This is a genomic window from Streptomyces sp. NBC_00440, assembly GCF_036014215.1.
GTDB lineage: Bacteria > Actinomycetota > Actinomycetes > Streptomycetales > Streptomycetaceae > Streptomyces.
Window position 1 is genome coordinate 6,046,504 of sequence record NZ_CP107921.1, and the last position, 20,152, is coordinate 6,066,655.

General features: G+C 70.2%; 23 protein-coding genes. 18 read left to right on the forward strand and 5 right to left on the reverse strand.

Features of this window, described 5'->3' with window-relative positions; genetic code table 11:
* The first annotated feature begins 84 nt into the window (after window positions 1-84).
* From leuC to OHB13_RS27240, 4 genes are all read left to right on the forward strand, one after another.
* On the forward strand, window positions 85-1,509 hold the full coding sequence (gene leuC / locus OHB13_RS27225) for a 3-isopropylmalate dehydratase large subunit (protein ID WP_266852596.1): 1,425 nt from the start codon (window positions 85-87) through the stop codon (window positions 1,507-1,509).
* A 5-nt stretch (window positions 1,510-1,514) separates the two neighbouring features.
* Window positions 1,515-2,108, forward strand: coding sequence for a 3-isopropylmalate dehydratase small subunit (gene leuD, locus OHB13_RS27230; RefSeq protein ID WP_328378807.1), 594 nt, complete (start codon window positions 1,515-1,517; stop codon window positions 2,106-2,108).
* A gap of 104 nt (window positions 2,109-2,212) precedes the next feature.
* On the forward strand, window positions 2,213-2,458 hold the full coding sequence (locus OHB13_RS27235; RefSeq protein WP_266852593.1) for a hypothetical protein: 246 nt from the start codon (window positions 2,213-2,215) through the stop codon (window positions 2,456-2,458).
* A gap of 125 nt (window positions 2,459-2,583) precedes the next feature.
* On the forward strand, window positions 2,584-3,243 hold the full coding sequence (locus tag OHB13_RS27240) for an HU family DNA-binding protein (RefSeq protein WP_328378808.1): 660 nt from the start codon (window positions 2,584-2,586) through the stop codon (window positions 3,241-3,243).
* A gap of 82 nt (window positions 3,244-3,325) precedes the next feature.
* Here OHB13_RS27240 and OHB13_RS27245 read toward each other — a convergent pair whose 3' ends face one another.
* Window positions 3,326-3,538: a hypothetical protein gene (locus OHB13_RS27245; protein WP_266852589.1), complete on the reverse strand. Its 213-nt coding sequence runs from the start codon at window positions 3,536-3,538 to the stop codon at window positions 3,326-3,328.
* 38 nt (window positions 3,539-3,576) lie between these two features.
* Window positions 3,577-4,272, reverse strand: coding sequence for a 2-phospho-L-lactate guanylyltransferase (gene cofC / locus OHB13_RS27250; protein WP_266852587.1), 696 nt, complete (start codon window positions 4,270-4,272; stop codon window positions 3,577-3,579).
* Between the two features lie 148 nt (window positions 4,273-4,420).
* Between cofC and OHB13_RS27255 the strand changes: the two genes are divergently transcribed.
* The 3 genes from OHB13_RS27255 to OHB13_RS27265 are packed head-to-tail and all read left to right on the forward strand — an operon-like array spanning window position 4,421 to window position 7,369.
* On the forward strand, window positions 4,421-5,173 hold the full coding sequence (locus OHB13_RS27255) for a lysophospholipid acyltransferase family protein (protein WP_266852585.1): 753 nt from the start codon (window positions 4,421-4,423) through the stop codon (window positions 5,171-5,173).
* On the forward strand, window positions 5,170-6,171 hold the full coding sequence (locus OHB13_RS27260; RefSeq protein WP_266852583.1) for an NAD(P)H-dependent glycerol-3-phosphate dehydrogenase: 1,002 nt from the start codon (window positions 5,170-5,172) through the stop codon (window positions 6,169-6,171). Before OHB13_RS27255 ends, OHB13_RS27260 begins: the two co-directional genes overlap by 4 nt.
* 34 nt (window positions 6,172-6,205) lie before the next feature.
* Window positions 6,206-7,369, forward strand: coding sequence for a D-alanine--D-alanine ligase family protein (locus OHB13_RS27265; protein WP_328378809.1), 1,164 nt, complete (start codon window positions 6,206-6,208; stop codon window positions 7,367-7,369).
* Window positions 7,370-7,388: 19 nt separating this feature from the next.
* Here the strand turns inward: OHB13_RS27265 and OHB13_RS27270 are convergent, their stop codons facing one another.
* On the reverse strand, window positions 7,389-7,859 hold the full coding sequence (locus tag OHB13_RS27270; protein WP_328378810.1) for a DUF3515 domain-containing protein: 471 nt from the start codon (window positions 7,857-7,859) through the stop codon (window positions 7,389-7,391).
* Window positions 7,860-7,878: 19 nt separating this feature from the next.
* The gene (locus OHB13_RS27275; RefSeq protein ID WP_266852578.1) at window positions 7,879-8,112 is read right to left on the reverse strand and encodes an Lrp/AsnC family transcriptional regulator; all 234 of its coding nucleotides are present in this window, start codon (window positions 8,110-8,112) and stop codon (window positions 7,879-7,881) included.
* A 283-nt stretch (window positions 8,113-8,395) separates the two neighbouring features.
* On the opposite strand from OHB13_RS27275, the gene OHB13_RS27280 reads away from it, so the two are divergent.
* Both OHB13_RS27280 and thiD read left to right on the forward strand, forming a co-directional pair.
* Window positions 8,396-9,361, forward strand: a complete 966-nt coding sequence (locus tag OHB13_RS27280) for a thiamine-phosphate kinase (RefSeq protein WP_328378811.1) — start codon at window positions 8,396-8,398, stop codon at window positions 9,359-9,361.
* Window positions 9,358-10,149, forward strand: coding sequence for a bifunctional hydroxymethylpyrimidine kinase/phosphomethylpyrimidine kinase (gene thiD, locus OHB13_RS27285; protein ID WP_266852574.1), 792 nt, complete (start codon window positions 9,358-9,360; stop codon window positions 10,147-10,149). Before OHB13_RS27280 ends, thiD begins: the two co-directional genes overlap by 4 nt.
* 156 nt (window positions 10,150-10,305) lie before the next feature.
* Here thiD and rpmB read toward each other — a convergent pair whose 3' ends face one another.
* Window positions 10,306-10,491, reverse strand: coding sequence for a 50S ribosomal protein L28 (gene rpmB, locus OHB13_RS27290; RefSeq protein ID WP_015036441.1), 186 nt, complete (start codon window positions 10,489-10,491; stop codon window positions 10,306-10,308).
* A gap of 246 nt (window positions 10,492-10,737) precedes the next feature.
* Between rpmB and OHB13_RS27295 the strand changes: the two genes are divergently transcribed.
* The 9 genes from OHB13_RS27295 to mutM all read left to right on the forward strand — a co-directional run bounded on the left by OHB13_RS27295 (window position 10,738) and on the right by mutM (window position 20,116).
* On the forward strand, window positions 10,738-12,444 hold the full coding sequence (locus tag OHB13_RS27295; protein WP_328378812.1) for a DAK2 domain-containing protein: 1,707 nt from the start codon (window positions 10,738-10,740) through the stop codon (window positions 12,442-12,444).
* Window positions 12,445-12,605: 161 nt separating this feature from the next.
* On the forward strand, window positions 12,606-14,819 hold the full coding sequence (recG, locus tag OHB13_RS27300) for an ATP-dependent DNA helicase RecG (protein ID WP_328378813.1): 2,214 nt from the start codon (window positions 12,606-12,608) through the stop codon (window positions 14,817-14,819).
* A gap of 93 nt (window positions 14,820-14,912) precedes the next feature.
* Window positions 14,913-15,497, forward strand: a complete 585-nt coding sequence (gene rsmD / locus OHB13_RS27305) for a 16S rRNA (guanine(966)-N(2))-methyltransferase RsmD (RefSeq protein ID WP_328378814.1) — start codon at window positions 14,913-14,915, stop codon at window positions 15,495-15,497.
* Window positions 15,498-15,523: 26 nt separating this feature from the next.
* The gene (gene coaD, locus OHB13_RS27310; protein ID WP_266860677.1) at window positions 15,524-16,015 is read left to right on the forward strand and encodes a pantetheine-phosphate adenylyltransferase; all 492 of its coding nucleotides are present in this window, start codon (window positions 15,524-15,526) and stop codon (window positions 16,013-16,015) included.
* A 119-nt stretch (window positions 16,016-16,134) separates the two neighbouring features.
* Window positions 16,135-17,244: an ATP synthase F0 subunit B gene (locus OHB13_RS27315; RefSeq protein WP_266860675.1), complete on the forward strand. Its 1,110-nt coding sequence runs from the start codon at window positions 16,135-16,137 to the stop codon at window positions 17,242-17,244.
* A gap of 183 nt (window positions 17,245-17,427) precedes the next feature.
* The gene (locus OHB13_RS27320) at window positions 17,428-18,072 is read left to right on the forward strand and encodes a YceD family protein (RefSeq protein ID WP_266860673.1); all 645 of its coding nucleotides are present in this window, start codon (window positions 17,428-17,430) and stop codon (window positions 18,070-18,072) included.
* A gap of 2 nt (window positions 18,073-18,074) precedes the next feature.
* Window positions 18,075-18,248 (forward strand): 50S ribosomal protein L32, encoded by a 174-nt coding sequence (rpmF, locus tag OHB13_RS27325; RefSeq protein WP_030753522.1) that lies wholly within the window; start codon window positions 18,075-18,077, stop codon window positions 18,246-18,248.
* Window positions 18,249-18,267: 19 nt separating this feature from the next.
* Window positions 18,268-19,071, forward strand: a complete 804-nt coding sequence (rnc, locus tag OHB13_RS27330) for a ribonuclease III (RefSeq protein ID WP_266852564.1) — start codon at window positions 18,268-18,270, stop codon at window positions 19,069-19,071.
* A gap of 130 nt (window positions 19,072-19,201) precedes the next feature.
* Complete coding sequence (mutM, locus tag OHB13_RS27335) at window positions 19,202-20,116, forward strand: bifunctional DNA-formamidopyrimidine glycosylase/DNA-(apurinic or apyrimidinic site) lyase (protein ID WP_328378815.1); 915 nt, start codon at window positions 19,202-19,204, stop codon at window positions 20,114-20,116.
* Window positions 20,117-20,152: the final 36 nt, after the last annotated feature.

The following is a 20,152-nucleotide window of genomic DNA, read 5'->3' on the forward strand; positions in this document are numbered from 1 at the left end:
CGCAGTTGCCGCCCGGTACGGGGGTCCGGACGGGGCGCCCGATTTCTAGTTGGGCCGGCGAAGACGCCGGCCGGAGGGAAAGCGATGGGTAGGACACTCGCGGAGAAGGTCTGGGACGACCATGTCGTCAGGCGCGCCGAAGGCGAGCCGGACCTTCTCTTCATCGATCTGCACCTGCTGCACGAGGTGACCAGCCCGCAGGCGTTCGACGGCCTGCGCCAGAACGGCCGGCCGGTGCGGCGACTCGACCTCACCATCGCCACCGAGGACCACAACACCCCGACCCTCGACATCGACAAGCCGATCGCGGACCCGGTCTCGCGTGTCCAGCTGGAGACGCTGCGCAAGAACTGCGCGGAGTTCGGCGTACGGCTGCACCCGCTGGGCGACGTCGAGCAGGGTGTCGTCCATGTCGTCGGACCGCAGCTGGGCCTGACCCAGCCGGGCACCACCGTGGTCTGCGGTGACAGCCACACCTCCACGCACGGCGCCTTCGGCGCGCTGGCGTTCGGCATCGGCACCTCCCAGGTCGAGCATGTGCTGGCGACCCAGACGCTGCCGATGGCCCGCCCCATGACCATGGCCATCACGGTGGAGGGCGAACTGCCCGACGAGGTCACGGCCAAGGACCTGATCCTGGCGATCATCGCCCGGATCGGCACCGGCGGCGGACAGGGCTACATCCTGGAGTACCGCGGCTCCGCCATCGAGAAGCTCTCGATGGAGGCCCGGATGACCATCTGCAACATGTCGATCGAGGCAGGCGCGCGAGCCGGCATGATCGCCCCCGACCAGACCACCTTCGACTACCTCAAGGGCCGCGACCACGCCCCGCAGGGCGCGGAGTGGGACGCGGCGGTCGAGTACTGGAAGACGCTGCGCACCGACGACGACGCGGTCTTCGACGCCGAGGTGTTCATCGACGGCGCCGAACTGGCCCCGTTCGTCACCTGGGGCACCAACCCCGGCCAGGGCGCACCGCTTTCCGCCCGCGTCCCCGACCCGGCTTCGTACGAAGACGCATCGGAGCGTCTGGCCGCCGAAAAGGCCCTGGAATACATGGGGTTGACCGCGGGCCAGCCGCTGCGCGACATCAAGGTCGACACCGTCTTCGTGGGCTCCTGCACCAACGGCCGCATCGAGGACCTGCGCAGCGCGGCAGCCCTGCTGAAGGGCCGCAGCGTCGCCGACGGTGTGCGCATGCTGGTCGTCCCCGGCTCGGTGCGGGTCGCGCTGCAGGCCGTGGAGGAGGGCCTGGACAAGGTCTTCACCGCGGCGGGCGCCGAATGGCGGCACGCGGGCTGCTCGATGTGCCTGGGCATGAACCCCGACCAGCTCGCACCCGGTGAGCGCTGCGCCTCCACCTCCAACCGCAACTTCGAGGGCAGGCAGGGCAAGGGCGGCCGTACCCACCTGGTCTCCCCGCAGGTGGCCGCGGCCACCGCGCTGCTGGGTCATCTGGCCTCGCCCGCCGACCTGTCCGACGCCCCGACTCTCGTGGAGGCCTGATTTCCATGGAAGCTTTCACCAAGCACACCGGCCGGGTCGCCCCGCTGCGCCGCGGCAACGTCGACACCGACCAGATCATCCCGGCCCACTGGCTGAAGAAGGTCACCCGCGACGGGTTCGAGGACGGGCTCTTCGAGGCGTGGCGCAAGGACCCCGAGTTCGTGCTCAACCGCCCGGAGCGCGCTGGTGCCTCGGTGCTGGTGGCGGGCCCCGACTTCGGTACGGGTTCCTCCCGCGAGCACGCGGTGTGGGCCCTGCAGAACTTCGGCTTCAAGGCCGTCATCTCGTCCCGGTTCGCCGACATCTTCCGCGGCAACTCGCTGAAGAACGGTCTGCTGACCGTGGTTCTCGACCAGAAGGTCGTGGATGCCATCTGGAAGCTGACGGAGGCCGACCCGGCCGCCGAAATCACCGTTGACCTGGAGGCCCGTCAGGTCCTCGCCGAGGGCATCACGGCCGACTTCGAGCTGGACGAGAACGCCCGCTGGCGGCTGCTGAACGGCCTGGACGACATCAGCCTCACCCTTCAGAACGAAGCGGACATCACGGCTTACGAGGCGGCCCGACCCGCCTTCAAGCCCCGCACAATTGAGGTCTGAGCAGCACGTTTTCAGGACTGCGCCCCTTGCCGACCGGCAGGGGGCGCAGTCGCTTGTTGAGCCCCCGCCGGGCGACAACTCGCCCCAGATGGCACAATCGGCGCATGGAACGCGACAACCAACTCAAGCTTTACGCGGAAGTCGCCGAACAAATGAAAGAAGCGCACGCAAGGGTGCGTGAACTGCAAGTCCCGGAGGGCGTAAGGATGGCGCTGTCCCGGAAGCTGTTGGTCATCACGGCCGCGGCGAAGCACGATCTCACCGATGCAGCAACGCGGCTGGATCGGCTGATGAAGGACCTCGACGAGGGTCGATTCCCCGATGGCAACTCCCTTGGTGGATCTCCGTGACGGTTGAGTTCGTTGCGGCACAAGGGTGATTAGACCGTTTCGTGTTTGATTTGCGGTATATATCTGCCTAACGTGCGAAAAAGCCTGGACAGTTTCGTTCAGGCAATGTCTCCGAAGGGGAAGACGTGAACAAGGCGCAGCTCGTAGAGGCCATTGCCGACAAGGTCGGTGGCCGCCAGCAGGCCGCAGACGCTGTCGATGCCGTACTGGACGCGATCGTCCGCGCAGTTGTCGGCGGCGACCGCGTGTCGGTCACCGGCTTCGGCTCGTTCGAGAAGGTCGACCGGCCGGCCCGGTACGCCCGCAACCCGCAGACGGGTGAGCGCGTGCGGGTCAAGAAGACCTCGGTGCCGCGCTTCCGCGCGGGTCAGGGCTTCAAGGACCTCGTCAGCGGCTCGAAGAAGCTCCCGAAGAACGACGTGGCGGTGAAGAAGGCGCCCAAGGGCAGCCTCTCGGGCGGTGCTTCCACCCGTACGACCGTCAAGAAGGCCGCGGCCAAGAAGGCCACCACCGCCAAGAAGGCGGCGGCGAAGAAGGCCACGACGGCGAAGACCGCCGCCAAGAAGACGGTGGCGGCCAAGAAGGCCACCGCGGCGAAGAAGGCCACCACCGCCAAGAAGGCGGCCGCGAAGAAGGCGACCCCGGCGAAGAAGGCCGCCACCGGCAAGAAGGCGGCCGCGAAGAAGACGGCGCCGGCGAAGAAGGCCGTGGCGAAGAAGGCCCCGGCCAAGAAGACCACGGCGCGCAAGACCACCGCCAAGAAGGCCACCGCCAGGAAGAAGTAAGCGGTAGGCCACCCACGCGTCGGGCCGGACTCCCCCTGGGGAGTCCGGCCCGCGGTGCGTTGAGGCGTCGGTGTTGCGGCTCTCAGAGCGTCTGGAGCGTCACCAGCGTGATCCGCGGGGCTTCGCCCGCGCCGCCGTTGTCAGCCGTCTCGATCCGTACGCGCTGCCCGGGCCGCAGCAGCAGCAGGCCGCCCGCGTCGAAGGCCGCGGCACCGAAATCCACCGGGGTGCCGTCGTCGAGCAGCACACTGCCGCTGCGGGTCTCGGAGTCGTACGTGTACGCGGTCGCCTGCATGAGCGCAGCTTAGACCGATCGGCAATTGCCGGTCGGTCCTACGGCGTCCCGTGACGCCCCTCCCGGCTGCGGGCGGACCCCCGCTCCCCGGCGACCGCCGCGTACCTGCGGGCCGTGTACGGGCCGAGCCCCAGCGCCACCGCGGCCAGCAGATCGTCACCGGTGTCCACGTCCTGGCGGACCGAAGCCACGCCCCCGAGCAGTATTTCCACCGCCCCCGACGCGGAATGCCGGGCCCGTGACAGCCCGCCGAATGCCGGGCTCAATTCCGTTTCCGCCCGTGCGGTCAGCAAAGTCGTGCCGATTCCGGCGGCATCCGTCAGAAATGCACGGGGGAATTCCGCCGCCCGGTCGAGCACCCGTCGCAATTCCGCCGGGCGCAGTGCGGGAAGGTCGGCGTTCAGCGCGGCCACGGCGGCCCCGGGGCGCAGCTCGCGGACGGAACGCGCGCCGTGCGCCAGTGCGGGGTTCAGCCCCGCCGCTGCCGTATCCGGCACAATCCGGGCACCCAGCGCGGCCAGTTCGGCGGCGGCCAGCGCGTCGTTGGTGACGACGGCCACATCCCGCACGGCGGAACAGGCCAGCGCCGCCGCCACGGTGTCCTGCGCGAAGGCCAGGGCGAGCCCGGGACGCACCGCGTCGGAGGCCGTCGGCGAGAGTCTGCTCTTCGCCAGCGACAAGGGCTTCAGAGGTACGACCAGGGACCAGTTGGCGGTCCGATCCGTGTTCGGCATCGGCCCCATTGTGGCCCGAGCCCGCGATACCGGGCGGGCCGGGCCGGGCGTACGGTGTTCTCGACAGAGCAGGGGGCCTGGGGCGACAGGTGACGTCCGGCAGCCAGGCAGCGTTGAGGTTCAAGAGGAACAAGAGGAAGGTGTCCGAGTGTCCGGCCGCAGAATCGGCTTCTGGTACCGCCTGGCGGCGGTGATTGCTAAACCGCCACTGCTGGTTCTGTTCAAGCGGGACTGGAGCGGAATGGAACACATTCCGGATGACGGCGGATTTATCACCGCTGTCAATCACAACTCATATCTCGACATGTTCTCCTACGGTCACTTCCAGTACAACACGGGCAAGGTGCCCCGCTTCCTGGCCAAGGCCGCGCTCTTCAAGGTGCCCGTCGTCGGACTGCTGCTGCGCGGCACCGGCCAGATCCCCGTATACCGCGAGTCCTCCAACGCCTTCGGCGCCTTCCGGGCCGCCGTTGCCGCCGTTGAGAAGGGCCAGTGCGTCGCCTTCTATCCCGAAGGCACCCTCACCCGCGACCCGGGGCAGTGGCCGATGACCGCCAAGAGCGGCGTCGCACGGGCGGCTCTCCTCACCAAGGCCCCGGTCATCCCGGTGGCCCAGTGGGGCGCCAACCTCGCGATGCCGCCGTACGCCACCGGGAAGAAGGTGCACTTCTTCCCGCGCAAGACCCTTCAGGTCAAGGCCGGACCGCCGGTGGACCTGGCGCGGTTCTACGGCAAGGACCCGACGCCCGAGGTGCTGAGAGAGGCGACCGAGGCCATCATGGCCGCCGTCACCGCCCTGTTGGAGGACCTGCGCGGCGAGCAGGCCCCCGCCGAACCGTACGACCACCGCAAGGCCCGCGCAGCAGAGCGCCGCAAGGCCGCAGGAGAGGGCACCAAGTGACGCGAGCAGCCGTCTTCGGCAACGGATCCTGGGGCACGGCGTTCGCCATGGTCCTCGCCGACGCGGGGTGCGAGGTGACCCTCTGGGGCCGCCGCGCCGCTCTCGCCGATGCCATCAACACCACCCGTACCAACCCGGACTATCTGCCGGGGATCGAACTCCCCGCGTCGGTGCGGGCCACCGCCGATCCCGCCGAGGCCGCCCGCGACGCTGAGTTCACCGTGCTCGCCGTTCCGTCGCAGACGCTGCGCGCCAACCTGGCCGACTGGACCGGCCTGCTGCACCCCGGCACCGTCCTGGTCTCGCTGATGAAGGGCGTCGAACTCGGCACGGCCAAGCGGATGAGCGAGGTCATCGAGGAGGTCGGCAAGGTCCCCGCCGAGCGCGTCGCCGTACTCACCGGGCCCAACCTCGCCAAGGAGATCGCCGGCCGGATGCCCGCGGCCGCCGTCGTCGCCTGCCGGGACGAAGCGGTGGCCCAGCGGCTCCAGGCCGCCTGCCACACCGCGTACTTCCGCCCGTACACCAACACCGACGTCGTCGGCTGCGAACTGGGCGGCGCCGTCAAGAACGTGATCGGCCTCGCCGTCGGGATCGCCGACGGCATGGGCCTCGGCGACAACGCCAAGGGTTCACTGATCACCCGCGGACTCGCCGAGACCACCCGTCTGGGCCTGGCGATGGGCGCCGATCCGCTGACCTTCTCCGGACTCGCCGGCCTGGGCGACCTGGTGGCCACCTGCTCGTCGCCGCTCTCCCGCAACCACACCTTCGGCACCAACCTCGGCCGGGGCATGACGCTCCAGGAGACCATCGAGGCCACCAGCCAGACGGCCGAAGGCGTCAAGTCCTGTGAATCCGTGGCCGATCTGGCCCGCCGGCACGGCGTCGAAATGCCCATCACGGAGACGGTTGTGGACATCGTCCACAACGGGAAGGCGCCGGTCGTCGCGCTGAAGGAACTGATGTCCCGGAGCGCCAAGGCCGAGCGACGCTGACTCGATACGTACCAGCAGGTACCCTCAACGCGATATGAGCAGCGAGAACTCATCCCAGAGCCCTGAGCAGCAGCGTCGTAAGCCGCGTGTGGCGGTTGTCTTCGGCGGGCGCAGCTCCGAACACGCCATCTCGGTGGTCACAGCGGGTGCCGTCCTGCGCGCCATCGACCGGACGAAGTACGACGTACTGCCCATCGGCATCACCACGGACGGCCGCTGGGCACTGACCGCGGACGATCCCGAGCGGATGGCCATCGCCGACCGCACCATGCCGTCGGTGGAAGCGATCGCCGAGGGTGCCGAGGGCGCCGTGGTGCTCTCCGTCGACCCGGGCAACCGCGAAGTCGTCTACAGCGAGCCGGGCTCGGTGCCCAAGGCGCTGGGCGACGTCGACGTGGTCTTCCCGATGCTGCACGGCCCCTACGGAGAGGACGGCACCCTGCAGGGGCTGCTCGAACTCTCCGGAGTGCCCTACGTCGGCGCGGGTGTCCTCGCGTCCGCCGTCGGCCAGGACAAGGAGTACATGAAGCGGGTGTTCCTCTCGTACGGGCTGCCGGTCGGCCCGTACGAGGTGATCCGCCCCCGCGAGTGGAACCTGGACCCGGCTGCCGCCCGTAAGAAGATCGTGGACTTCGCGGGCGAGCACGGCTGGCCGCTCTTCATCAAGCCCGCGCGCGGCGGTTCGTCGATGGGCATCACCAAGGTCGACTCACTGGCCGGTCTCGACGACGCCGTCGAAGAGGCCAGGCGCCACGACCCCAAGGTGCTGGTCGAGGCGCTGCTGCGGGGCCGCGAGATCGAGTGCGGGGTGCTGGAGTTCGAGGACGGTCCGCGGGCGAGCGTGCCCGCCGAGATCCCGCCGGTCACCTCGCACGACTTCTACGACTTCGAGGCGAAGTACATCCCCGGTGAGTCGGCCGAGGGCATGGTGCCCGCACCGCTGACGCCCGAGGAGACCGCCGAGGTGCAGCGGCTCGCGGTGGAGGCGTTCGACGCGGTGTCCTGCGAGGGTCTGGTGCGCGCCGACTTCTTCCTCACCGAGGACGGCGGGTTCGTCATCAACGAGATCAACACCATGCCCGGGTTCACGCCCATCTCGATGTACCCGCGCATGTGGCAGGAGAGCGGCGTCGGCTACCCGGAGCTGGTGGACCGGCTGATCCAGGCCGCACTCAGCCGCTCGACGGGCCTGCGCTGAGACCGTGCGCCGGCCGGCCTCAGAGGCTGGACGGATCCGTCTTCCTGATGGCGCCCGCGAAGTCGGAGAGCGGGGTGACGTCGTGGGCGTACTTCTGCCCCAGGGTCACCTCCACGTAGGCCTTGCGGTACGTGGTCGTGAACCGGGGTCCGCTGTCCCGCTGCTCCAGCAGCCAGTTGACCCCGTTCGCGTCCACGGCCTTGGCCTGGGAGTCGTCCATCTCGGCGGGCCGCGGGACCCCGCAGCGCAGTACGATCGCCGCATCCCCCCAAGCGGCGGTCAGTTCGGACTTCGGCGCCGGATCGCCGCGGGTCAGTCCCGCGACGGTCTTCGGCAGCGCCTTGTCGAGCGCCCCGCAGAGCTTGATCTGGGCCGCGGGAGGCTCGGGAACCGCGACGGACGTGCTGTCGTCCGTCGAGGAACAGCCCGCGGCCGCCAGCAGCAGGGCGGCGGCGGAAAGGGACAGGAGCCGGCGGCGATCGGTCTTCACCGGCTCAGCGTAGAGGGGGCTACAGATGGACGACCGGGCAGGTCAGGGTGCGCGTGATGCCGTCCACTTGCTGGACTCTGGCGACCACCATGCGGCCGAGCTCATCGACGGTGTCGGCCTGTGCGCGCACGATCACGTCGTACGGACCGGTCACGTCCTCTGCCTGGATCACCCCGGGGAGTTTCCCGACGAGCTCGGCGACCGCTGTCGCCTTGCCCACTTCGGTCTGAATGAGGATGTACGCCTGTACCACGGAACCTCCAAGGCGGCCACGAGGATCATGTGGGGGAGAGAAAGGGACGCCACGGTATCGCGTCGTTCCGGGTGGTGGGGAGCCCCCCGCGCCCGGCAGTCGCACGCGTACGGGGTGTATGGGATACAGAGTTGACGTACCTGATTGACGGTACCTACGGCAGTGGGAGCCCGCGAGCGCTGGCCGATCGGGGCAGGCAGGGCATATGGGACACCTCCCCTGGCAGGCAGGCCGGCGGACAGCCCGGACATGAGGTCCGGATCACGAGGAGAGGCGACGGGCGATGAAGGGCACTGTGGGGGAGCTCGGGGAGTTCGGGCTGATCAGAGAGCTCACCTCCCGGCTCACGACGACCCCGGCGGTACGGCTGGGGCCCGGCGACGACGCCGCGGTCGTGGCCGCCCCCGACCGGCGGGTCGTGGCGAGCACGGACATCCTGCTGGAGGGGCGGCACTTCCGCCGGGACTGGTCCACCGCGTACGACGTGGGCCGCAAGGCGGCGGCGCAGAACCTCGCGGACATCGCGGCCATGGGCGCGGTGCCCACCGCGATACTCCTGGGGCTCGTCGTGCCCGCCGAGCTCCCGGTCACCTGGCCCACCGAACTGATGGACGGCATCCGCGACGAGTGCCAGGTCGCGGGGGCCGCCGTGGTCGGGGGTGATGTCGTACGAGGAGACACGATCACCGTCTCCATCACCGCACTCGGCGATCTGCGCAACCACGAACCGGTCACCAGGTCCGGCGCCAGGCCCGGCGACGTCGTTGCCGTCACCGGCTGGCTCGGCTGGTCCGCCGCCGGGTTCGCGGTGCTCTCCCGCGGATTCCGCTCGCCCCGCGCCTTCGTGGAGGCGCACCGGCGCCCCGAACCCCCGTACCACGCGGGCCCCGCGGCCGCCGGCCTCGGCGCCACCGCGATGACCGACGTCAGCGACGGACTGGTGGCCGACCTCGGGCACATCGCCGAGGCCAGCAAGGTCCGGATCGACCTGCGCGCGGGGCTCATCGACATCCCCACGCAGATGAGCGACATCGGCCAGGCCGTCGGTGTGGACCCGCTCCAGTGGGTGCTCACCGGGGGAGAGGACCACGCGATCGTGGCGACCTTCCCGCCGGACGTGAAACTGCCCGCGCGCTGGAAGGTGATCGGTGAGGTGGCCAACCCCTCCGCGCTGCCCCATGTGACGGTCGACGGGGCGCCGTGGACCAGCAAGGGCGGCTGGGACCACTTCGGGGAGGACCCGTCATGACGGCGCCACCACTGGTCCTGACCATCGCCGGATCGGACTCCGGCGGCGGCGCGGGCATCCAGGCAGACCTGAAGACGATGCTCGCCCTCGGGGTGCACGGCATGAGCGTGCTCACGGCGGTCACCGCCCAGAACTCCCAGGGCGTGCACGGCGCGTGGGAGCTGCCCGCCGACGCGGTACGCGCCCAGTACCGTGCGGTCGTGGACGACATCGGCGTCGACGCGGTGAAGACCGGGATGCTGTCGTCGGCGGAGCTGGTGGAGACGGTGGCCGGGCTGCTTGCCGGGACACGGGCCCCGGTCGTCGTCGACCCGGTGGGGGTCTCCAAGCACGGCGACCCGCTGCTCGCGGCATCGGCGCTGGACTCCGTACGGAAGCAGCTGCTGCCGGTGGCCACCGTCGCCACCCCCAACCTGGACGAGGTGGCCCAGCTCACCGGCGTACAGGTGGAGGGCGAGGCCGATCTGCCGCGTGCGGCGGCGGCCGTGCTGGCCCACGGGCCGAAGTGGGTGCTGATCAAGGGCGGTCATCTCGCGGGTGACGCGGTGGACCTGCTCACCGACGGCAGCGAGGAGCACTGGCTGCGGGCGCCCCGGCTCGACAACCGTCATACGCACGGCACCGGATGCACGCTGGCGTCGGCCGTCGCGGCGCAGCTGGCGCACGGTCTGGCCGTGCCCGACGCGGTGACCGCGGCCAAGGAGTACGTCACGGGCGCGATCGGCGCCGGATTCCCGCTGGGTTCGGGCATCGGCCCGGTGGACCACGGCTGGCAGTTCCGCCGGTGACCGGCTGACCGCACCGATGCCGTCCGGCATCGGTGCGGGAATGCGAAAAAGCCGGTCCACCGAGGTGGACCGGCTTTTCAAGGCAACCGCAAGGGGCTGCGCTACGACGAAACGTCGGCGGGGTCAGTCCCCGCACAGGCGGGGAACAACCACAGATTAGCGCGAGACCTTGCCGGCCTTGATGCACGAGGTGCAGACGTTGAGCCGCTTCGGCGTCCGACCGACCACTGCACGCACGCGCTGGATGTTGGGATTCCAGCGACGCGGAGTACGGCGGTGCGAGTGCGAAATGTTGTTGCCGAAGCCCGGCCCCTTGCCGCAGACGTCGCAGTTGGCAGCCACGGGTCACTCCAAAGACTTCAGGTGCACTTACAGTGAATTCCGGCGCGCCGGAATCATTGACTGAAGTGGCGGTACCGGAGGAATGGCCCGATTCTCATCGGGCAACCGAAGCAGCATACAACGACTGCGCCGGTGGAACGAAACTACCATGGTTGGCACCGCCCCCTTCCCCGTCCGGGTTCCGCTGCCCGCTTCCCGGCCGAGGGCTACCCTGCGGTTCAACCCCGCTGCTCAAGGAGGCTCCAGGTGCCGCAGCCGCCCGACGATATCGATGCCGTCGTGGTCCGCACCTGGTGCTCACTGGCGCTGGAGGCACTGGGCAGGGACCGCGAGGAGATCGACGCGATCAACGTCTATCCGGTCGCCGACGGGGATACCGGCACCAACCTCTATCTGACAGTGGAATCCGCCGCCCAGGCGGTCGAAGCGGTCTTCGTCGCGCACGGGACGGTGGGAGCCGCCGGACCCGACGCGGGAACCACTGACGGAGCCCCCGGCGGGGAATCGGCCCCCGCGCTGGCGGACGCGGTACGGGCGATGGCACACGGCGCGCTCATCGGGGCCCGCGGCAACTCGGGCACGATCCTGGCCCAGTTGCTGCGCGGCATGGCCGAGGTGCTCGGGGCTCCGGCGGGTGACGATGATCACGCGGAACTGCTGAGCGAGGCGCTTCGCCGGGCGGCGGAATCGGCGTACCAGGCGGTCGCGCACCCGGTGGAGGGCACTGTTCTGACGGTGGCCACCGCCGCGGCCGAAGCGGCTGCCGCTGCCGCCGCTCGTACCGGCACATCCGCGGCAGCCGGTACCGGCGCCGGCTGCACGGCGGTGGCGCGCGCGGCATACAAAGGAGCGTGCGCGGCGCTGGACGCAACCCCCGGACAGCTGGCCGTACTCGGCCGCGCGGGCGTCGTGGACGCGGGCGGCCGGGGCCTGGTCGACGTGCTCGCCGCGCTGGCCGGGGCGTTCTCCGGTGAGGCTCCGGCCGCCGAGCGGCGGCGGGCTCCCACCGTCCTGCCCCCGCACTTCACCGACGACTGCCCGGCCGAAGGCGGCCCGGCCTTCGAGGTGATCTACCTCCTGGAAGCCGACGACGACGCCGTGGCCCGGCTGCGCGCCCGGCTCGACGGCATCGGCGACTCACTGGTCGTCGTCGGCGGTGACGGCCTGTGGAACGTCCATGTCCATGTGGACGACGCCGGGGCCGCCGTGGAGGCCGGAGTCGACGCCGGGCGCCCGTACCGGATCCGTATCACCCACTTCGGCGCCACCGGGACCCCGGCGCCCGAGCAGGTCCAGCGCGCGGTGGTCGCCGTCGTCCCCGGCGAGGGGCTGGCGGCCCTGTGCCGGGAAGCCGGTGCCACCACCGTGCTGGCCCGCCCGGGAGAGCCGCCAGCGAGCGGCGAACTGGTCGACGCGATCCGGCGCGCGCACGCTCGTGAGGTGGTGCTGCTGCCCAACGACGCCGAACTGCGCCACACGGCAGCTGCGGCGGCCGAACAGGCCAGGGCGGAGGGCGTACGAGTGGCCCTGGTCCCCACCCGGGCAGCTGTCCAGGGGGTCGCGGCGCTGGCCGTGCACGAGCCCGACCGGCGGTTCGACGAAAACGTCGTCGCGATGACCGCGGCGGCGGGCGCCACCCGCTACGCCGAACTGGCCGTCGCTGAGCGGCAGTCCTGGACCTCGGCCGGTATCTGTCAGGCCGGCGACGTGCTGGGTCTCATCGACGGCGATGTGGCGGTGATCGGGGCGGATCTGGCCACCACGGCGGAGACGGTGCTGCACCGGATGCTCTCCGCGGGCGGCGAACTGGTGACGCTGGTCCTGGGCGACGGGGTACCGGTGGCGGTCGCCGACCGGCTCGAAGGGTTCGTACGGGGTGGGCACCTGGCGGTCGACACGGTGGTCTACGACGGCGGCCGGCAGCTGGCGCCCCTGCTGATCGGGGTCGAGTGACCGCGGTCGGGTGACCGGGACCGGCCGCCGGGCGGGCCGCCGGGCAGGCCACCGGGCAGGCCACCGGGCGGGCCGGATCCGCCCCGCCCGGGACGGGGCGAGGGCGTGGCCGGGGGCGGCGGGGAGGGGAAATACCCCCGCTGTCGGACCCATGGTGTGCAATGGACCGCGTGCCCGCGCTCGATGAACCCCTCAAGAACACGCTCGGCGCCCCCACCGCCAAGGTGATGGCCGAGCACCTCGACCTGCACACGGTCGGTGACCTGCTGCACCACTACCCGCGCAGATACGCCGAGCGCGGTGAACTCACCCAGCTCGCCGAGCTGCCCCTGGACGAGCACGTCACCGTCTTCGCCCAGGTCGCCGACGCCCGGGTGCTCACCTTCAACCAGGGCAGGGGCAGGCGCCTGGAGGTGAACATCACCGACGGCAGCGGCCGACTGCAGCTCGTCTTCTTCGGCAAGGGCATCCACAAGCCCCACAAGGAGCTGCTCCCCGGCCGCCGTGCGATGTTCGCGGGCAAGGTCTCCAAGTTCAACCAGAAGTTCCAGCTCGCCCACCCCACGTACGAACTGCTGGACGCCGACACCGACGCGGGCACCGTCGAGGCCTGGGCGAACCAGCTGATCCCCATCTATCCGGCCTGCAAGGGGCTGGAGTCCTGGAAGATCGCCAAGGCGGTCGACGCCGTACTGCCCGCCGCCCAGGAGGCCGCCGACCCGCTGCCGCCCGCGCTGCGGGACGGACGCGGCCTCACCACGCTGCCCGACGCACTGCTGAAGGTGCACCGGCCGCAGACGAAGGCCGATGTCGCGGTTGCGCGGGACCGGCTGAAGTGGGACGAGGCCTTCGTCCTCCAGGTCGCGCTGGCCCGCCGGCGGTACGCCGAGACCCAACTGCCCGCGGTGGCACGGAAACCCGTACCGGGCGGGCTGCTCGACGCCTTCGACGCCAAGCTGCCGTTCACCCTCACCGAGGGCCAGCAGAAGGTCACCGGGGAGATCTTCGAGGGTCTCGCGACCGAGCACCCGATGCACCGGCTGCTCCAGGGAGAGGTCGGCTCGGGCAAGACCATGGTCGCGCTGCGCGCGATGCTCACGGTCGTCGACGCGGGCGGCCAGGCCGCGATGCTCGCGCCCACCGAAGTGCTCGCTCAGCAGCACCACCGCTCCATCACGGAGATGATGGGCGAGCTGGCCGAGGGCGGGATGCTCGGCGGCAGCGAGCAGTCCACGAAGGTCGTGCTGCTGACCGGCTCCATGGGCGCGGCCGCCCGTCGCAAGGCGCTGCTCGACCTGGTCACCGGTGAGGCCGGGCTCGTCATCGGCACGCACGCGCTGATCGAGGACAAGGTCCAGTTCCACGACCTCGGCCTGGTCGTGGTCGACGAGCAGCACCGTTTCGGTGTCGAGCAGCGGGACGCGCTGCGGGGCAAGGGGAAGCAGCCGCCCCATCTGCTGGTCATGACGGCCACGCCCATTCCCCGTACGGTCGCCATGACCGTCTTCGGGGACCTGGAGACCTCCGTTCTCGACCAGCTCCCCGCGGGCCGTTCCCCGATCGCCACCCATGTCGTACCGGCCAAGGACAAGCCGCACTTCCTGGCCCGGGCCTGGGAGCGGGTGCGTGAGGAGACGGAGAACGGCCACCAGGCGTACGTGGTGTGCCCGCGCATCGGGGACGGCGAGGACGAGCCGAAGAAGCGGAAGCCCGGATCCGATGACGCGGCAGCGGCGGAGGCCGGGGCCGACGCGGACAAGCGGCCCCCGCTCGCCGTGGTCGAGACCGCAGAACAGCTCAGGAACGGCCCGCTCAAGGGGCTGCGCATCGAGCTGCTGCATGGGCGGATGGCACCGGACGACAAGGACGACGTCATGCGTCGCTTCGCGGCGGGCGAGGTGGATGTCCTGGTCGCGACGACGGTCATCGAGGTCGGGGTCAACGTGCCCAATGCCACCGTCATGGTGATCATGGATGCCGACCGGTTCGGCGTATCGCAACTGCACCAGCTGCGCGGACGGGTGGGCCGCGGTTCGGCGCCCGGTCTCTGCCTCCTGGTGAGCGAGGCGCATGAAGCGGGTCCCGCGCGCGCCAGGCTCGGCGCGGTGGCCGCCACCCTCGACGGCTTCGAGCTGTCCCGTATCGACCTCGAACAGCGCCGCGAGGGCGACGTCCTGGGCCAGGCCCAGTCCGGCGTGCGGTCCTCGCTGCGGATGCTCGCCGTCATCGACGACGAGGAGGTCATCGCGGCGGCCCGCGAGGAGGCCGCCCAAGTCGTCGCGGCGGACCCGGAGCTCACCCGGCTGCCCGCACTGCGCACCGCCCTGGACGCCCTCCTCGACCAGGAGCGCGAGCGGTACCTCGACAAGGGCTGAGAGACTGGCCGGGACAGGAGCCCGGCCAGGACCGGCTCCGCCCACCGAGTTCCACCTGCTGAGTTCCGCCCACCGAGAAGGACAAGGACCGAGATGACCCGCGTGATCGCCGGTACGGCCGGCGGGCGCCGCCTCGCCGTACCGCCGGGCAACGGCACCCGCCCCACATCCGACCGTGCGCGCGAAGGGCTCTTCTCCACCTGGGAAGCGCTGCTCGGCACCCTGGACGGAACCCGGATCGCCGATCTGTACGCAGGGTCGGGCGCCGTCGGCCTGGAGGCGCTCTCCCGTGGCGCTGCGCATGCGCTGCTCGTCGAGGCGGACGCACGGGCGGTGGCCACGGTCCGCGACAACGTCCGTACGCTCGGTCTCCCCGGTGCGGAAGTGCGGACCGGCAAAGCCGAGCAGATCGTGACAGGACCGGCGCCGGGCTCCCCGTACGACGTGGTTTTCCTCGATCCGCCGTACGCCGTCACCGATGACGATCTTCGCGAGATCCTGCTCACAATCGGTGCTCAGGGCTGGCTCACCGGCGACGCGCTCGTCACGGTGGAACGGAGCACAAGAGGCGGAGAGTTCAAGTGGCCCAAGGGATTTGAGCCGCTGCGGGCCCGCCGGTACGGCGAGGCCACGCTTTGGTACGGTCGCGCCGCCTCTACGTGCGAAGACGCACGATGACCGGACCCGGGAGCGAGGGACTTCAGTTGCGCCGCGCCGTCTGTCCGGGGTCATTCGACCCCATCACCAATGGACACCTCGACATCATTGGCCGTGCCTCCAAGCTGTACGACGTCGTGCATGTGGCTGTGATGATCAACCAGTCGAAGCACGGCCTGTTCTCCGTCGAAGAGCGGATGGACCTGATCCGCCAGGTCACGGCCGATTTCGGGAACGTCGAGGTCGAGTCGTTCCACGGTCTTCTCGTCGACTTCTGCAAACAGCGCGACATCCCGGCCATCGTGAAGGGCCTCCGCGCGGTCAGCGACTTCGACTACGAGCTGCAGATGGCCCAGATGAACAACGGTCTCTCGGGGGTCGAGACGCTGTTCGTCCCCACCAACCCGACCTACAGCTTCCTCTCCTCCAGCCTGGTCAAGGAGGTCGCGACCTGGGGCGGGGACGTCTCGCACCTGCTGCCTCCGCTGGTCTCCGAGGCCCTGACGCAGCGCCTCCGCGAGAAGCGGGAAGCCGGATAAGGGCCGCATGACGGCGCCGGGTTGAACTGACGGACCGTCACCAGGTGTCGGGCGGGCGCCGACTGGCCGTACAGTCGTCCCCGTCCGTCTCCAGGCCGGAAGAACAGGTGGCGCCCACGGTGGACGTGCAGAAGAAGCTGGACGAGATCGTCGACACGGTCGGCAGTGCCAGGTCCATGCCCATGTCGGCCTCCTGCGTGGTCAACCGCGCCGAGCTGCTGGCGATGCTCCAGGAGGTGCGCGAGGCCCTGCCGGGCTCTCTCGCGCAGGCCGAGGAGTTGATCGGCGGCCGTGAGCAGCTGGTCGAGCAGGCCCGTGACGAGGCCGAGCGGATCATCGAGGCGGCGCACGCCCAGCGCGGCTCCCTCATCTCCGACACCGAGGTCGCCCGGCAGTCCCAGGACGAGGCCGACCGGGTGCTCGCCGAGGCCCGGCGGGAGGCCGAGGAGATCCGCGCCGAGGCCGACGACTACGTCGACTCCAAGCTGGCGAACTTCGAAGTCGTCCTCACCAAGACCATCGGCTCCGTCGACCGGGGCCGCGAGAAGCTGCTCGGCCGCGGTCCTGGCCTGGACGACGAGGGTTACGAGGACCCGGAGGCGCCGGAGCGCAGCCAGGACCCCGAGACGCTCCGGATGCGCGCCGACGAGTACGTCGACACCAAGCTCGGAGCCTTCGAGGCCGTGATGGCCAAGACCCTCGAAGCGGTGGGGCGCGGCCGGCAGAAACTGCACGGCCGGGTCGCGTCGGACGAGCTGGGCGTGCACATGGCCGAGCAGGACGAGATGGGCCGCAGGCACAGCAGTGACGCCGACTTCCTCTCGGACCTGGCGGAGCCGCAGGCCCCGGCGGCCGTCCAGGTGCCCGTCCAGGCGTCACCTGCCCCGATGGCCGCCCAGCTGTCGCCGGACGAGCCGCCGCAGCACCTCGCCGACATGCCGGTCCAGGAGCCGGTCCAGCAGATGTACGACCCGTACGGCTACCAGCAGCAGCCCCAGGACCCGTACGCGTACCAGCAGCAGCAGTACGCGTACCAGCAGGACCCGTACGCGTACCAGCAGCAGCCCCAGCAGGACGGGTACGGCTACCCGGGGCCCGACCAGATGCAGCCGCCCCATCCCCAGCAGCCGCCCCACCCCCAGCAGCAGGGTGCTCTCGACGAGACCAGTCTCTTCGACACCAGCATGATCAACCTGGATCAGCTGCGCGAGTACGAACAGGGGCGCTGAGGGCCGGGGGACCCGGAGGCCCGAAGGGGCCGATTGGGTCTACGGCGGCCGGTCCAGTATCCTGGCTCTTCGGTCGCCCGTACCTCCGCGATCTGCGCTGCCCGTTCCGATGGTCTCCGGACGGTTCCCGACGAGGCGGCGCCTCATTCCCCAGTCTTCAGCGATCCGAAAGCAGGAAGAGCCCTGAACGCCCGCCTCGACCACCGCAACCCCCTCGTGTTCGACACACACGAGCTGGGCCGGCGTCCCGGTGCGCTCCAGCGGCTTACCCGCTCGGTCGCAGCTCCCAAGGACCTCGGCATCGACGGGGTCATCGGAGTGCCGGAAGGCACTCCCGTAGAACTGCAGCTCCGCCTTGAGTCGGTCATGGACGGGGTGCTTGTCACAGGCACCGCCCGTTCAGCCGCCAAGGGGGAGTGCGTAAGGTGTCTGGAGCCGCTGGAGCGAGAGCTCGAAGCGGATTTCCAGGAGATGTTCTCGTACCCCGAAGCCGACGACCGGGGCCGCAGCAAGAAGGCGGACCCGGCTGACAGTGCCGACGACGAGGACGAGGAAATCACCCCCCTTGAGGACGGCTTGTTCGACCTCGAACCAGTGCTGCGTGATGCGGTGGTGCTCGCACTGCCGATGCAGCCGGTGTGCCGGGAGGATTGCGCCGGCCTGTGTTCCGAATGCGGAATCAGGCTGGACGACGAACCCGGTCACCACCATGACGCCGTCGACGCACGTTGGGCGGCGCTGCAGGGACTCGTCGGGACCGGCCAGGTCGGCGAGAAGGACAACGTTGACGGCGCCGAACCTGGCGTCGACGAGAAGCAGGAGAAGTAGCCGTGGCTGTTCCGAAGCGGAAGATGTCGCGCAGCAACACGCGCCACCGCCGGTCGCAGTGGAAGGCTGCGGTCCCCACCCTGGTTGCGTGCGAGCGCTGCCAGGAGCCGAAGCTCCAGCACATCGCGTGCCCGAGCTGCGGCACCTACAACAAGCGCCAGGTCCTCGAGGTCTGAGCGGCTGGTGAGAGGCGCAATGTCTGACGTCAACAAGACGGACAATGCCTCGTCCCACACGCTTCTGGAAGGGCGGCTCGGGTACACACTCGAGTCCGCCCTTCTGGTGCGTGCGCTGACCCACCGTTCGTACGCGTACGAGAACGGCGGTCTGCCCACCAACGAGCGGCTGGAGTTCCTCGGGGACTCGGTGCTCGGCCTGGTGGTCACGGACACGCTCTATCGCACCCACCCCGATCTCCCGGAGGGCCAGCTGGCCAAGCTCCGGGCGGCAGTGGTGAACTCGCGTGCGCTCGCAGGGGTGAGCCGTGGGCTCGAACTCGGTCTCTTCATCCGGCTCGGCCGGGGCGAAGAAGGCACGGGCGGGCGGGACAAGGCATCCATCCTCGCCGACACCCTCGAAGCGGTGATCGGCGCCGTCTATCTGGATCAGGGCCTCGAAGCGGCGTCCGAGCTGGTGCACCGGCTCTTCGACCCCCTCATCGAGCTGTCCTCCAACCTCGGTGCGGGCCTGGACTGGAAGACCAGCCTCCAGGAACTCACCGCAAGCGAAGGCCTCGGGGTCCCGGAGTACCTGGTCAGTGAGACCGGTCCGGACCACGAGAAGACCTTCACCGCTGCCGCTCGCGTCGGTGGTGTCTCGTACGGCACCGGCACCGGCCGCAGCAAGAAGGAAGCGGAACAGCAGGCGGCGGAGTCCGCGTGGCGTGCGATCAGCGCCGCGGCGGAAGAGCGCGCGGTGGCGGCCGAGACCGCCCCCGCCGCCCACGGAGAGGACGCCGACACCTCTTCGGCTCCGGCCGCCGGCACGGCCTCGGCCTGACGCCGGTTCTTTCCCCGCCCGTCCCCTCCGGGGGGCGGGCGGTTCTTTTCGTGGTTCTTTTCCATTGTTCTTTTTATGGTCCCTCTCAGCCTCTTCACCGTTCACCGGTGATCCACCCCTGAGGAGCAGCGTGCCCGAGTTGCCCGAGGTCGAAGTCGTACGGCGCGGACTGGAACGCTGGGTCTCCGGCCGTACCGTCGCCGATGTGCAGGTGCTGCACCCCCGAGCGGTACGCCGTCACACCGCGGGCGGCGATGACTTCGCCACGGCTCTGCGCGGACACCGGTTCGGCGTGGCCCGCCGCCGGGGGAAGTACCTCTGGCTGCCGCTGGAGGACGTGCCCGCCACGGACACCGCCGCTGCCGACTCCACCGGCGGGGAGCCCGGGGCCGCGTACTCGGTCCTCGGCCATCTCGGGATGAGCGGGCAGCTCCTGGTCCAGCCCGAAGCGGTGCCCGACGAGAAGCACCTGCGGATCCGGATCAGGTTCGACGACATCGAGGGCACCGAGCTGCGCTTCGTCGACCAGCGGACCTTCGGCGGGCTCTCGCTGCACCCGAACACCCCCGACGGGCTGCCCGACGTCATCGCGCACATCGCCCGCGACCCGCTGGACGAGGAGTTCGACGACGCCGCGTTCCACTCGGCGCTCCGGCTGCGCCGCACCACCATCAAGCGCGCCCTGCTCGACCAGTCGCTGATCAGCGGGGTCGGCAACATCTACGCGGACGAGGCGCTCTGGCGTGCGCGGCTGCACTACGAGCGCCCCACCGCCACGCTCACCCGCCCCCGGACCACGGAACTCCTCGGCCATGTGCGGGATGTGATGAACCAGGCCCTCGCCGTGGGCGGCACCAGCTTCGACAGCCTCTACGTCAATGTGAACGGCGAATCCGGATACTTCGACCGGTCGCTGGACGCCTACGGGCGGGAGGACGAGCCGTGCCGCCGCTGCGGCACCCCCATGCGCCGCCGGCCCTGGATGAACCGGTCCAGCTACTTCTGCCCGCGCTGCCAGCGCCCGCCCGCCGGACCGCGCGGCTGACCCGGTGCCCGGGCGAATGCCCGGCCGCGTTGCCCG

What these genes read in the sequence shown, in the direction of transcription:
- leuC (WP_266852596.1), top strand. Translation starts at nt 85, where the DNA reads ATGGGTAGGACACTCGCGGAGAAGGTCTGGGACGACCATGTCGTCAGG.
- leuD (WP_328378807.1), top strand. Translation starts at nt 1,515, where the DNA reads ATGGAAGCTTTCACCAAGCACACCGGCCGGGTCGCCCCGCTGCGCCGC.
- OHB13_RS27235 (WP_266852593.1), top strand. Translation starts at nt 2,213, where the DNA reads ATGGAACGCGACAACCAACTCAAGCTTTACGCGGAAGTCGCCGAACAA.
- OHB13_RS27245 (WP_266852589.1), bottom strand. Translation starts at nt 3,538, where the DNA reads ATGCAGGCGACCGCGTACACGTACGACTCCGAGACCCGCAGCGGCAGT.
- cofC (WP_266852587.1), bottom strand. Translation starts at nt 4,272, where the DNA reads ATGCCGAACACGGATCGGACCGCCAACTGGTCCCTGGTCGTACCTCTG.
- OHB13_RS27265 (WP_328378809.1), top strand. Translation starts at nt 6,206, where the DNA reads ATGAGCAGCGAGAACTCATCCCAGAGCCCTGAGCAGCAGCGTCGTAAG.
- OHB13_RS27280 (WP_328378811.1), top strand. Translation starts at nt 8,396, where the DNA reads ATGAAGGGCACTGTGGGGGAGCTCGGGGAGTTCGGGCTGATCAGAGAG.
- thiD (WP_266852574.1), top strand. Translation starts at nt 9,358, where the DNA reads ATGACGGCGCCACCACTGGTCCTGACCATCGCCGGATCGGACTCCGGC.
- recG (WP_328378813.1), top strand. Translation starts at nt 12,606, where the DNA reads ATGGACCGCGTGCCCGCGCTCGATGAACCCCTCAAGAACACGCTCGGC.
- rsmD (WP_328378814.1), top strand. Translation starts at nt 14,913, where the DNA reads ATGACCCGCGTGATCGCCGGTACGGCCGGCGGGCGCCGCCTCGCCGTA.
- rnc (WP_266852564.1), top strand. Translation starts at nt 18,268, where the DNA reads ATGTCTGACGTCAACAAGACGGACAATGCCTCGTCCCACACGCTTCTG.